Here is a 14022-nt window from a genome sequence, read left to right as displayed (position 1 = left end):
GGCTACGGATTTGGCGACTGCGTATGCGCCCCGCACAGCGGGCCGCATACGCCGTCGCCAAATCCGTAGCCAGCGGCACCAACGAGGCCCCATCCGCGGCGATATGGTGAATCACCAACACCAACACCTGCTCGCGCTCTGACACCTCAATCAGCTGTGCCCACAACGGAATCTCGGTGGCTAGCTCAAACCGATACCCCGCGGCCTGGTTGATCGCATCAGCCAATGGCTGCCCGCCGGCCAGATCGGCGACAATCAGCGGCACCCGCACCGTCTCGGCGGGCAGGATGCACTGATAGGCGATGCCGTCGTCCTCGGCGAACACCGTGCGCAAACTTTCATGGCGGGCCGCCACATCACCGAGCGCCGCACCCAGCGCCGCCACGTCGAGATCTCCGGTCAGCCGCAGCGCCAACGCAATGTTGTAGGTCTGCGACGGGCCCTCAAACTTGTGCAGGAACCACAATCGGGACTGGGCCCACGACAACGGAATCCGTTGTGGCCGCGGCTGGGCCACCAACGCCGCGCGCACCGCATCGCCACCATGGGAATCCAGCCATCCCGAGAGTTCGCCCACCGTGGGTGCGTCGAAGAGCGCCCGGATCGGCACCTCGACGTCTAGCTCAGCCCTGATGCGGGCTACCAGGCGGGTCACCATCAGCGAATGGCCACCCAGATCGAAAAACCCGTCATCGATACCGACCCGCGCCAGCCCCAACGCTTCGGCGAACAACCCCGCCAACACCTGTTCGCGGGTATCGCGCGGACCCCGATACGCGGCCGTGCTGACAAACTCCGGAGCCGGCAACGCCTTTCGATCTACCTTGCCGTTGGGCGTCACCGGCAACGCCTCCAGCGCCTGCACCGCCGACGGCACCATAAACTCCGGCAACCGCTCCCCCACGAACCCACGCAGCTCGGCGGCCTCGGTGTCCCCGGGTCCCGGTTTGAGCACCACATAACCCACCAGCTGCTCGCCATACGAGGTCACGACCGCTTGAGCCACCCGCGGATGCGCCGCCAACGCGGCTTCCACCTCGCCGGGTTCGATGCGGAAGCCGCGGATCTTGACCTGATCATCAGCACGGCCGACAAACTCCAAGTCGCCCTGGGCATTCCAGCGCACCACATCTCCAGTGCGGTACATCCGTGTCCCGGCGGGACCGAACGGGCACGCCACAAACCGCGACGCCGTCAACCTCGGCTGACCCCGATACCCCTGCGCCACACCGGCACCGGCGATATACAACTCGCCGGCCACCCCGACGGGCACCACACACAACCCGGCATCGAGCACAAAGACGCGCACATTGCCAACTGGGCCACCAATCGCCGACGCCTCGTTTGCGGCGTCGGTGTTGGACAGCTCGCGATACGTGGTATGCACTGTGGCTTCGGTAATGCCATACATATTGATCAGCCGTGGCAGCTGCGCCCGGTCAGCGGGATACCACCCGCGCAACCCAGACGTGCGCAGCCGCTCGCCCCCGAACACCACAAGCCGCAATGCGGAATCGGCTACCGTGGAGGAGCTTTCCCGCTCCGCGCGCATCAATTCATCGAACGCCGACGGGGTCTGGCTGAGCACCGTGACTCGCTGATCAACGATCAGTTGCCACAGCTCGCGCGGCGAGCGCACCGTCTCCCAGGACATCGCCACCACCCGCGCACCATGCAGCAGCGCCCCCCACATCTCCCACACCGAGAAATCGAACGCCGGGGAATGACACCACGCCCATACATCCGTGGAAGCGAACTCGCACACAAGCTCCAGTCCCGCGAACAGCGCCACCACGTTACGGTGAGTGACGGCAACGGCTTTCGGGGTTCCGGTGGATCCGGAGGTGTACATGATGTAAGCCAGATCGTCCGGGTGCGACCGCAATTTCAGATTCACACAGGTGTCCTCGGCACCGAGGCGGTCCAGGATCAACCGAGGAATGGCGGTCTCGGGCAGGCTGGACTCGGTCGCAGCGTCGGTGATCAGCAGCAGTGGGGAGGCGTCGGCCAACATGTAACCGCTGCGTTGGCTGGAGTAGTTCGGATCAATCGGCAAATACGCCGCCCCGGTCTGCGTGATGGCCAACAACGCGGTCACCAGCTGCACCCCGCGGGGCAGGGCCACGGCGACAATGGTTTGCGGGCCCGCCCCATAGGCCTTGAGCCGGGCGGCCAGCCGATGTGCCCGCGCCGCTAGCTGGGCATAGGTCAGACTGTGGTGATCGTCTTGGACCGCAAGCGCATCCGGGGTGGCAGCGACCCGGGCGGCGAACAGCTCCGGGATAGTCGTCTCAGGGATCGGGGTGATGGTGGAGTTGCTGAGCAGCAACTGGCGCTGGGCGGGGTCGGTGATCTCGATCGAATCAATACCTCGATCGGCATCGGCGGTCACCACATCCAGGACGCGTAGGTAATAGGCCGCCAGCGCCTCAATCGTTGGGCGATCAAACAGATCCGTGGCGTACTCGATCAGCCCGGGCAATGGCTGGCGCTGGTCATCGACGGGGGACAGGTCGAATAGGTGGATGGACAGATCGAACTTGGCGGTATGCGTGAACACCGGCATCGCCTGGACACCCAGCCCGGGCAATTCCAAGGTGGGTATGGGATTGTTCTGCAGCGCAAAGGATACCTGGAACAACGGGTGATGCGCGGTAGAGCGGGCCGGGTTGAGCAGCTCCACCAACCGCTCAAACGGCGCGTCTTGGTTCTCATAAGCCGCCAACGCCTTGGCCCGCACCCGCTGGAGCAATTGCGAAAAGCCCGGGTTGCCCGTGGTGTCCACCCGCAATACCCAGGTATTGACGAAAAACCCGACCAGATCGGCCAACGCCGCATCGGTGCGCCCCGCGATCGGCCCCCCAATGCAGATGTCGTCCCCGGCCCCCAACTTGCGCAACAACACCGCCAACGCCGCCTGCAACACCATCGACATCGTCGAACCCGTCGTGCGGGCCAGGCGCTCTATGCGTGCCCGCAACTCCGCATCAACGCTGAAGGAGACCAGCTCACCGGCAAATGACTGCTGTGCGGGCAGGGGCCGATCCCACGGCAACACGATCTGCTCGGGCGCCCCCGATAATTCGGTTTGCCAATAGGCGAATTGACGCGCCAACAACGACTCGGGATCATCCTCACCACCCAACACCTGGCGTTGCCACAGGGTGTAATCCGCGTACTGCACCCCCAACGGCGCCCACCCCGGAAGCCGCCCTTCACAGCGGGCGCCGTAGGCGGCGGCCAAATCCGTAGCTAGTGGCACCATTGAAGCCCCATCGGCGGCGATATGGTGCACCACCAACACCAACACCCACTCGCCCTCTGACGTCCCAATCAGCTGCGGCCGCAACGGAATCTCGCTAGCCAAGTCAAACCGATACCCTGCGGCCTGGTTGATCGGATCAACTAGATGCTGTCCCTCGGCGAGCTCGGTGACGATCAGCGTCACCGCCTCTGCAGGCAGGATCTGCTGATAAGCGATCCCGTCAATCTCGACAAACACCGTGCGCAAACTCTCATGCCGGGCCACCACATCACCCAACGCGCCACCCAGCGCCGCGACATCCAGATCTCCGGTAAGCCGCAGCGCCAACGCAATGTTGTACGTCGCCGACGGGCCCTCAAACTTGTGCAGGAACCACAACCGGGATTGCGCCCACGACAACGGAATCCGCTCCGGACGCGGCTGGGCCACCAACGCCGCGCGCACCCTATGACTCTTGTGGGAATCCAGCCAGGCCGCTAACTGAGCCACGGTAGGTGCCTCGAACACCGCCCGGATCGGCACCTCCACATCCAGCTCGGTGCGGATCCGTGCCACCAGCCGGGTCACCGTCAGCGAGTGCCCCCCAAGATCGAAAAACCCGTCATCAATGCCCACCCGGGCCAGACCCAACACCTCTCCAAACAACCCCGCCAACACTTGTTCGCGGGCATCGCGCGGTCCCCGATACGCCGCAGTGCTGACAAACTCCGGGGCTGGCAACGCTTTTCGATCCACCTTGCCGTTGGGCGTTAACGGCAACGCGTCGAGCACCATCACCGTTGCGGGCACCATAAACTCCGGCAACCGATCCCCCAGCCACCGGCGCACTTCCGCCCCGCGCTCGATCGCGGCCGGATCATTGACGTACCCCGCCATACCCGCCACCGATGTGGACGGCACATACACCTCTGACAACACCGCATCCGCATCCGCGGGAACAAAGATCACATCCATCAGCCCCGGCGTGGGTGACCAGGTCACTGCCACCCGATACCCCACCTGTTGCCCGAGTTGATGACACTGGTCGGGCAGCACCGCATCGGCAGTAGATTCGACAGCTAATTCGTTGAGCGTTACCCGGTCCCCCGCCCCCGGCAAAGCTTGGGAGAGCGCGACGTCGGCCCACGCGCCGCGATGCGGCACCCCGATAACGCGAACCCCCGACGGGCGTTGGCCTTCCAGATACCCCCTCAACGCGGCCAAACTTCCCCAACGATCCCACGACACACTAGGTAGTTGCGCACACGAGACCACCGCCGTCGGCGTCTTACGCAGCACCACCTCATAGCGGTAGGCGCTGAGTTCGTTGACCTCATGCATGCGCTTGAGCTGTATGTCTACCGCGCCGATCTCGGAAAGTTGGGCGGGCAGGGTGGTGAAAAACTCTGGGGCCACTAACAATTCCTGCTCGGCCAACACCTCCCGACGCACCCGCTCACGCAGCACGCTCGCGGTGTCATCCCCGTTGGCCTGTGCGCAAACGACCGCGGTGCTCAACGCCGACAACAAACTCAGATTGCGCACATCTCCGATAAAGATCGCTCCACCGGGTGCCAGCACGCCCAACGCCAACTCCAGCACATCCAGCAAATATCCCGCACTGGGGAAATGCTGAATGACTGAGTTGAGTACCACCACGTCGAAATAACCCGTCGGCAGCCCGTCGGCCGCATCGGCGGGCTGTGCCGCCAAGTGCACCCGATCCGCCCACGGCTTGGCGGCCACTTGGGTCTGCAGCCGGGTGATGGTGGCCGCCGAAAAATCGGTGCCCCAATACTGCTCACTCTGCGGGGCCAGCTCGGCCAGCAACAACCCCGAACCCACCCCGATCTCCAACACCCGCTTGGGTCGCAACTCACGGATCCGCTCGACCGCCGCCGCCCGCCACTGCCGCATCTCCTCCAGCGGGATCGGCCGGCCGGTATAACTGCTATTCCAACCCCCGAAGTCTTCACCCAACTCCCCCGCAGCACCCGCATACACCCCGCCATAGAGCTGCTGCCACTGACCGATCAGCTCGGCCTCGCGGTCGGTGTCACGCGCGAGCATCATCTGTTGATCGAGTACCACATAACCCACCAACTGATCACCCTGGGCAGTGACGACCGCCTGAGCCACCCGCGGATGAGCCGTCAGCGCCGCTTCCACCTCGCCGAGTTCGATGCGAAACCCGCGAACCTTGACCTGATCATCCACACGCCCAACAAACTCCAACGCACCCTGGGCATTCCGACGCACCACATCCCCGCTGCGATACATCCGCTCCCCGGTCGGACCGAACGGGCACGCCACAAACCGCGACGCGGTCAACCCCGCCCGACCCCGATACCCGCGCGCCACACCGGCACCCGCGATATACAACTCACCGGCCACCCCGACGGGCACCGCGCACAACCTCGCGTCCAACACAAACACCCGCGCTTTGCCCAACGGGCCACCAATTGGCACCGCATGGCCGGCCAACTCACCATCGCAGGTGAAATATGTGGCAGCCATCGTGGTTTCGGTCGGCCCGTAGGCGTTGATCACCTCGAGCTGAGGATGAGCGGCGCGCAGCCGGCCCACCGTCGCCGCCGACAACACATCCCCACCCGCCCATAGCTGACGAAGCGACGCCAAGCCTTCGGTGGAACCCGCAACCACCTGATCCAGCAACGCCGGAGTCAGCAATAGCGCGGTCACCCGGTGCGCGGCGACGAGTCGGGTCAGCGCGCAGATCTCGTGCCTGGGGCCGGAATCGATGACAAGACAGCCCCCACGAAGCAGCGGCACCCACACTTCATAGGTCGAGGCGTCAAACGCGATCGAGGAATGCACCAGCACGCGTGCTTGAGCGTCGCCCCAACACGGATCCATAACCAGTTGCACCACATTGCGGTGAGTGACGGCAACGGCTTTAGGACCACCGGTGGACCCGGAGGTGTACATGATGTAGGCCAGATCATCCGGGTTTGGCTGTAGGTCAGGGTGATCGGTTGTGTGGTTGGGGGTTTCGCCGATGTCGGCGTCCAACAGCAGCGTGGGGATGGTGATGGTCGCGGACAGAGACACGGCCGTGGCGGCGTCGGTGATCAACAGCTGCGGGGCCGCCTCGGACAGCATGTAGGCGCTGCGCTGGCTGGGGTAATTCGGATCAATCGGCAAATACGCCGCCCCCGCTTGACTAATCGCCAACAACGCGGTCACCAACTCCACCCCACGCGGCAAAGCCACCGCGATGATGGTCTCCGGGCGCGCCCCATAGGTCCGCAGCCGGCCAGCCAACCGGTGCGCGCGCGCCGCCAACTGGGCATAGGTCAGCCGGTGCTGGCCGTCGACCACCGCGGGGGCGTCCGGAGTGGCGGCGACTTGCGCGGCGAACAACTCCGGAATCGACGCCGGCGGTGCTGCGGTCAGCGCGGTCTCAGGGCCCCGCACCGATTTCCCTCTGCTGATGGCATCACAAACCCGTGCTGTTCTTCGATCGGAAACACACCGCTGAATGTCACTAAATCGAATACACGGATTTGCCCACCGCCACTATGTGCAGACTGGCCCTGCAGCACCCCGATTCTGGACATTTTGGCCATACCGCCATCCGCGGCGGTGCCGGTCGACCACCCTAGGCGTTCAACACCTGCTCTCCGATGACCCGTCGGTCACGCAACTCGGCCAGATCGTCGTCGGAAAGCCCCAGACCGTGCAGGATCTCGTCGTTGTGCTGGCCGAGCGTCGGCGGAGCCAACCGGTGCTGGCGGGCCGGTCCGGGGGTGATGCGAAACGGCCAGCCGGGATAGCGGCGCGGTCCGGTGACCGGGTGCTCGAACTGTTCGTAGAACCCACGCGCGTCGAGCTGCGGGACGTCATACATCTGGCCCGGCGCAATCACCTGCTCTGCTGGAATTCCTTGTTCTCGAAGGGTTTCCACGATCACACTCGCTGTCTGCGTCTGAGTCCAGCCGGCGACCATTTCGTCGAACGCGTCGTGGTCAAGCGCGTCACCACCGGGCACCGACAGCGCCACCCACACGTCGTCCTCGCAGGTCGGGTAGACGCCCTGGAGGTAGCCGCGCCGGCGGTTACCTTCTCGTGGGCGCACCACGCCGTTCAGTGAGTACTCGATCACCGGTTCTGCGGTCACACACGCGGCGACCTCGATTTGCGCGATCTCGATCAGTTGGCCCTCGCCGGTGCGGCGGCGGTGCTCGAGCGCGGCCAGTAGCGCGACGCCGGCGTGCACGCCGACGATGGGATCCGCGGGACCCTGCAGGTTGCACGGGGGTCCATCGGGGTAGCCGGTGACGGCCGACATGCCGGAGGTCTGCTCAATGTTCAGCGCCCAGCCAACGTATTCGCGCCACGGGCCTTCCAGACCGAACCCCGGCATCCGAACCATGATCACGTCGGGCTTGAGCGAGACCAGCGACGCGTAGTCCAACCCGAAATGCTCCACCACTCGCGGCGAGAAGTTCTCCACCACCACGTCCGCCTGCGCGGCCAGCCTCCGCGCGATGTCGCGGCCGCGCTGCGACGTCAGGTCGAGGGTGAGATCACACTTGTTCAGGTTGGTGGCCTGCCAGATGGCGCTGCGTTCGTACCAGTCGTCACCCTCGAAGGGAAACGCGCCCGAGTAGCGATGCCCGTCGGGGCGCTGGATGGACTCGACCTTGACGATGTCGGCGCCGAATGCGCCGAGGTAACAGGTCAGGTATGCGCCGGCCCAAAACGTGCTCAGGTCCAGCACCCGCAGTCCGGCGAACGGCTCCGGCCGCGAGCGTAACGTCGCTGCGATTTTCGGCTCGGATTTTCGCCGTGGCGTTACGCTCGCGCTGAACCGGAACGGAGACCCTGGCCGCCAGAACCCTCCACCATCGACGAAGAACCCACGCTTGGCGTACTGCGGACAGTCCAGCACACTGGCACCATCGTTGACCGGTGCGGCCGGAATGCGCAGCGCCTGGCTCAGTTCGACCGTTTCGGCGACCGTCCGCTCGGCCAGCAATGGCGCTGCCTTGGCGAAGAATTCGGCGCGTTCGGGTCCACCCAGCATGATCGCGATCTGGTGTTCGCCATATTCCGGCAGGCCGAGCATCGCGCACACGTCGAGCCAATGCTGCCCGGTCAGGCAATTGATGCCCACCCAGCCGTCGGCGGCCCGCACCACGCCCAGCATCGGCGACGACCTCAGGTTCGCCGGAAGGCCGAGGCTGCGCATCCGCTCGGCCATCAGCATCGGATAGGGCAGCGTCGACAGCAGCGACTCGAATTGCGAGACATCGACTTCGGTGACCCGGCCTGCGCGCGCCTGTCGCAGTGCCGTCAGCGCACCCAGCGCACCGTAAGCACCCGCGACATACTCGGCAATCCGGGCACCGGCCTGCACGGGCGGGCGGTCGGGATCCCGGGCGCTGATCCAGCCCGATACCGCCTGCAGGGTCAGCGGCGAGGCCGGACGATCACGCCACGGCCCGGTCTGACCGAACGGAGAAATGCGGAGCACCACCAGGTTTGGGCTGAGCTGGCCCAGACGTTCCAGCGTTCCCGGCGGCAGATCCTCGACGAGGAGGTCAGCCTGCGCAATAAGATCCGACACGGCCGGATCACCCAGATCCAAAGTGATGCACCGCTTGCCGGCGTTGAGATACGCAAACAGCCCGCAGCGTTCCGGGTCGGTGACGCCGCGGGGAAACGGGCCCCAGCGGCGCAGCGGGTCTCCGCCGGGCGGTTCGATCTTGCTGACCTCGGCGCCGAGGTCCACGAAAAGCTTTGTGGCGTATGGACCTGAAATCTCGGTAGCGATTTCGACCACGCGGAGCCCCGCAAAGGGTCCCGCCATCAGGGAATCCCGATGGCCATCGGCTCCATGTACTGATACAGGCCGCCGATTCCGCCGCCCTCACGCCCGAACCCGCTCAGCTTGAAGCCACCGAACGGCGCATCTCCCGGACCACAACCGTTGACCGCGATCTGCCCGGTGCGAATGCGCCGAGCAACACCGACGGCCCGGTCCACGTCGGCACCCCACACCGCACCGGAAAGTCCGTACCGAGAGTTGTTCGCGATCGCCACCGCGTCGTCGTCGTCACGGTAGCGCAGCACGCTCAACACCGGCCCGAACACTTCTTCTTGAGCGACGGTCGAGTCCGGGTCGACGTCGGTGAGAATCGTTGGCTCATAATAGAAGCCGACGTCAAATCCGGCCGGGCGCCCGCCACCGGTCACCAATTTGGCTCCGTCGTTGACCGCCCCGTTGACGTGCGTTGCAACCCGGTCCCGCTGTGCCGCACTGATCAGCGGCCCCATTCGCACGTCCGGATCCGTTGGGTCACCGACCTTTACGTCACGAGCCAATGCGACAAGCCGATCGACAACCTCGTCATGCATCGATTCGGGAAGCAACAACCGGCTGTGCAGGATGCAGGCCTGCCCGGCGTGCAACGAGCAGCAGTCGAACAGCATCTGCTCGAGCATTTGGTCGGTCAGTTCGGTGTCGTCCAACACGATGCTGGCCGACTTCCCGCCGCACTCAAGCAAAATCCGCTTCATGGTTTGACCCGCCGCGGACATGACCTCACACCCGATGGCCGAGCTGCCGGTGAAGCTGACCATGTCGATTCGCGGATCGGTGGTGAGTAACTTCGCGGCCTCGACACGCGACGGCGTGACGACGTTGACCACACCTGGTGGAATGTCGGTGTACTCGTCGATGATCCGCGCCAGCGCAAGCCCGGCAAGCGGCGTCAGCGGCGAGGGTTTGAGGACGACCGTGTTGCCCGCGGCCAGCGCGTTATTGACCTTCATGACGTTGAGACAGTGCGGGAAGTTCCACGGCGTCAGAATCGATACGACGCCCAGCGGCTCGTACCGCAGCAACGTCGTCCCGGCACCGACGCCGGTGATCGGCTTGTCGGCCAACTTCGCGGCGAGCTGGGCGGCGTGCATGGACATGTAACCGGCGCCGTCGACCTGCATCACGCGCTCATTGGCGATGCAACCCCACTCGACTTGGGACAGCGCAAAGAACTCGTCGTTGTGCTTCTGCAGCGCGTCGCCGAGCTGAGTGAGACAGGCTGCGCGCTCTTGGGGAGCCATGGTGCCCCACGGTCCGTCGTCGAACGCACGCCGTGCGGCGGCGATCGCGTCGCCGACCTGGCCGACGCTGGCATCGGGCGCGGTGGCGATGATCGCCTCGGTGGCCGGGGAGACATCGTCGTAGCGACCGTCCTGCGGCTCGATCCACTGTCCGTCGATATAGAGCTGGTACGTGTCGACAAGCATTTCATCCCACCCGATCGTCGGTCATCTAAACACTTGGTGTACACCCGTCGGACCTTCAGGTCAATTGACAGTGGTGACCAATGCGGAGTAGACACGACTCACAAGACAGATAGCGCCGATCTGTCGGATCGCAGCTCCCGGGAGGGCCGCCGTGCACACCACAAGGCATACCAGGTTCCCACTGCACTCCCCCGATTTCTACGCAGGCAACCCCTATCCGGCATTCAAGGAGCTGCGCGCGACGGCGCCGGTGTGCTGGAACGACGTCACCAACTTCTGGGCGCTGCTCAAGTACGAAGACATCCGCTTCGTGTCGATCAACCCGGCCATGTTCTCCTCGGCCAACGGCATCACCATTCCCGACCCGGCGCTGACGAACCCGGTGCAAAAAGGCAGCCTGATCTTCAGCGACCCGCCGCGGCACCGACAACTGCGCAAACTGATCAACTCAGGGTTCACCCGACGGCAGGTGGCCATCCTGGAGCCAAAGATCCGCGAGATTGTGCGCGGCATCCTCGACGGCATCGAACCCGGTTCCACCCACGAATTCGCCGAAGAGATCGCCGCTCCGCTGCCCACCCGCATCATCGCCGAGCTGCTCGGCGCCCCACCCGACGATTGGGAGCAATTCCGAGCCTGGTCTGACGCGACCACTGGAACCGCCGACCCCGAGATCGAACTCGATACCTTCGTGGCCATCGGCCAGCTCTACGAGTACTTCCAGAAGCTGATCACGGATCGGCGCGCGGAAGCGCGCGAGGACATGCTCTCGATCCTGGTCAACGCTGAAATCGACGGACACTCGTTAAGCGACGACGAACTGGTCAACTTCGCGTTCCTGCTGTTGGTGGCAGGCAACGAGACCACCCGGAACCTGATCGCACTAGGCACCCAGGCGCTGATCGAGCACCCCGACCAATGCCACCTGCTGGTCGACAACCCTGCCCTGATCCCGGGCGCCGTCGAAGAAATGCTGCGGTGGAACAGCCCGGTGGTGCACATGGCGCGCACCGCGACGGTCGACGTCGAGATCCGCGGGCAGCCGATCCGGCAAGGCGATGTGGTGGTGATGCTCTACGGCTCCGCCAACCGCGACGAGGACATCTTCGGTGACGACTCCGAACAGTTCAAGGTGACCCGCCATCCCAACCCGCACATTGCATTCGGCTGCGGTGAACATTCTTGTCTGGGCGCGCAATTGGCGCGGCTTGAGGCGTGCCTGCTGTTCGACGAGCTGTTGCGCCGCTTTCCGCGACTCGAGCTGGTTGGTGACGTGAGCCGGGTGCGGGCCACCATGGTGCCCGGGGTCAAACGGATGCCGGTGAGGCTGGGGTCGTAGCCGGTGGAACTCGAATACACCCCTGAGCAGGAGCAGTTGCGCGCCGAAATGCGCGCCACGCTGGAACGGGTGATGACGCCCGAGCGCGTCGCGGCGATCAGCGAAAACATCGAGGGTGGACCCGCGGTGCGGGACTGCATCCGGGCGTTGGCCGATGCCGACCTGCTCGGCGTGGGCTGGCCCAAAGAGTATGGCGGACGGGGATTCTCGGCGATCGAGCAGTTCATCTTCTCGGAAGAAGCCCGCCGGGCCAACGCTCCTGTCCCACTGGTCACCCTCAATACCGTTGGGCCGACGCTGATGCAATACGGTACCGAGGAACAAAAGCAGCGGTTCCTCACGGCGATTCTGGACGGCAGCGTGGAGTTCGCGATCGGCTACTCCGAGCCGGGTGCGGGAAGTGACCTGGCCTCGCTGCGCACCGCGGCCGTGCGCGACGGCGACGGGTATGTGATTAACGGGCAGAAGATGTTCACCAGCGGCGCGGCCTATGCGGATTTCATCTGGCTGGCGGCGCGCACCGATCCGAACGTCAAGAAGCACAAGGGAATATCCATCTTCATCGTGCCCACCGCGTCGCCCGGATTCTCCTGGCAGCCACTGCACACCATGCCGGGCATCTCCACGTTCTCCACGTTCTACGACAACGTGCGGGTCCCGGCGAGCGCACTCGTGGGCGCGGAGAACCAAGGCTGGCAGCTGATCACCACCCAGCTGAACTTCGAACGCGCGGCCCTGGGCAACCTCGGCGCTCTTGAGCCGCTGTTCGAAAAGACCTTGGAATGGACCAAAACCACCGAACTCGACGGTGGCCGTGTCATCGACCAGCCCTGGGTGCAGCTTGCGTTGGCGCGGGTGGAGGCGCAGGTGGCCGCCTACAAGCTGGTCAACCTGCGGGTGAACGCCGCGATCACGAAAGGTGTGCTGAATATGGGCGAAGCGTCGGCGGCCAAGGTGTTCGGCACCGAGCTGACCCAGCGGGTGGCCCGCGAGCTACTCGAAGTGCTCGACGGCAACGGCATACGCCGCGGCGCCGATGCGCCGCTGCGCGGCGCCCTGGAAACCGCCTATCGTCAGGCTGTGATCAACACGTTCGGCGGCGGCGCCAACGAAATTCAGCGTGACATCATCGCAATGGCCGGATTACGCATGCCGCGAGCACCTCGTGACCTTCGGGGCACCAAGACAAGCGAGCCAAGTCAGGAGGATCAGCCTAGGTGACCGACTCAGAAGTTCAAGCCAAAGTGCGGGCGCTGGTCGGCCGGCCCACCGGCGGTACCGGAAAGCCGTCGGCGGCACCGGATCCGGTGAACCAGCCGATGATTCGGCATTGGGCGCACGCGCTCGACGACATGAATCCCGTCTACCTCGACCCGGAGTTTGCGGCCTCGTCGCGGTTTGGCGGCATCGTGTCGCCGCCGGTCATGCTGCAAACGTGGACGATGCCGTCGCCGAAACTGGAAGGGATCGGTGACCGGGGCGGCGCCCCCGTGGAAATCAAAACCAACCCAACGGCATTCCTCGATGAGGCCGGGTACACCAGCACGGTGGCGACGAACTCGGAGTTCGAGATCGAACGTTACCCCCGGCTGGGCGATGTGATCAGCGCGACGACGGTGTACGAATCGGTTTCCGACGAGAAGAAGACGGCGCTGGGCACCGGGTTCTTTCTGACGTGGCTGACAACCTATACCGACCAGCATGGAGAAGTGCTGGGGCGGCAAAGATTCCGGGTGTTGCGATTCAGGCCGGAGCGCTGATGGCGACGCGACTGGCCCCGGCGATCAGCCCGGACACCGAATTCTTCTGGAACGGCCTGCGCGAGCACAAGCTCCTGATCCAGCGCTGCGGCGGATGCGGGACGTTGCGCCACCCGCCGCGGCCGATGTGCCCGCAGTGCCGTTCGTTGGAGTGGGAGACCATCGAGTCGTCCGGCCGCGGGACGGTTTACAGCTACGTGATGCCACACCAGCCGCGGTTCCCGTTTATCGAGTATCCCTACATCGTCGTGCTGGTAGAGCTCGCCGAAGGCGTGCGGCTGGTGTCCAACTTGTGCGATATCGACCCGACGGATGTCACGGCCGGAATGCCGATCGAGGTCTTCTACCAGGATTTCGATAACAACGTTGTGCTGCACCAGTTCCGGCCGGCCAGGTAGCCG

Annotated in this window: 7 protein-coding genes; 4 read left to right on the top strand and 3 right to left on the bottom strand. The window is 64.7% G+C overall.

The window, feature by feature from the left end:
• From MSIMFI_RS00605 to MSIMFI_RS00595, 3 genes are all read right to left on the bottom strand, one after another.
• A partial coding sequence (locus MSIMFI_RS00605) for a non-ribosomal peptide synthetase (protein WP_191495745.1) occupies positions 1-6682 on the bottom strand: 6682 nt, incomplete at its 3' end.
• 184 nt (positions 6683-6866) lie between these two features.
• Positions 6867-9080, bottom strand: coding sequence for a CaiB/BaiF CoA transferase family protein (locus tag MSIMFI_RS00600; protein WP_191495744.1), 2214 nt, complete (start codon positions 9078-9080; stop codon positions 6867-6869).
• Positions 9080-10522 (bottom strand): aldehyde dehydrogenase family protein, encoded by a 1443-nt coding sequence (locus tag MSIMFI_RS00595; RefSeq protein ID WP_191495743.1) that lies wholly within the window; start codon positions 10520-10522, stop codon positions 9080-9082. The genes MSIMFI_RS00600 and MSIMFI_RS00595 overlap by 1 nt, the downstream gene beginning before the upstream one ends.
• 181 nt (positions 10523-10703) lie before the next feature.
• On the opposite strand from MSIMFI_RS00595, the gene MSIMFI_RS00590 reads away from it, so the two are divergent.
• The 4 genes from MSIMFI_RS00590 to MSIMFI_RS00575 are packed head-to-tail and all read left to right on the top strand — an operon-like array spanning position 10704 to position 14019.
• Positions 10704-11861: a cytochrome P450 gene (locus tag MSIMFI_RS00590; protein WP_191495748.1), complete on the top strand. Its 1158-nt coding sequence runs from the start codon at positions 10704-10706 to the stop codon at positions 11859-11861.
• Positions 11862-11864: 3 nt separating this feature from the next.
• The gene (locus tag MSIMFI_RS00585) at positions 11865-13082 is read left to right on the top strand and encodes an acyl-CoA dehydrogenase family protein (RefSeq protein ID WP_191495742.1); all 1218 of its coding nucleotides are present in this window, start codon (positions 11865-11867) and stop codon (positions 13080-13082) included.
• Positions 13079-13621 carry an FAS1-like dehydratase domain-containing protein gene (locus tag MSIMFI_RS00580; RefSeq protein WP_191495741.1) on the top strand — a complete coding sequence of 181 codons (543 nt, stop codon included), beginning with the start codon at positions 13079-13081 and terminating at the stop codon, positions 13619-13621. Before MSIMFI_RS00585 ends, MSIMFI_RS00580 begins: the two co-directional genes overlap by 4 nt.
• On the top strand, positions 13621-14019 hold the full coding sequence (locus MSIMFI_RS00575) for a Zn-ribbon domain-containing OB-fold protein (RefSeq protein WP_191495740.1): 399 nt from the start codon (positions 13621-13623) through the stop codon (positions 14017-14019). Before MSIMFI_RS00580 ends, MSIMFI_RS00575 begins: the two co-directional genes overlap by 1 nt.
• Positions 14020-14022: the final 3 nt, after the last annotated feature.

The organism is Mycobacterium simulans, assembly GCF_900232995.1.
Classification (GTDB): Bacteria; Actinomycetota; Actinomycetes; order Mycobacteriales; family Mycobacteriaceae; genus Mycobacterium; species Mycobacterium simulans.
Note: the sequence above shows the minus strand (reverse complement) of the source record. Positions and strands in the feature narration are given on the sequence as shown.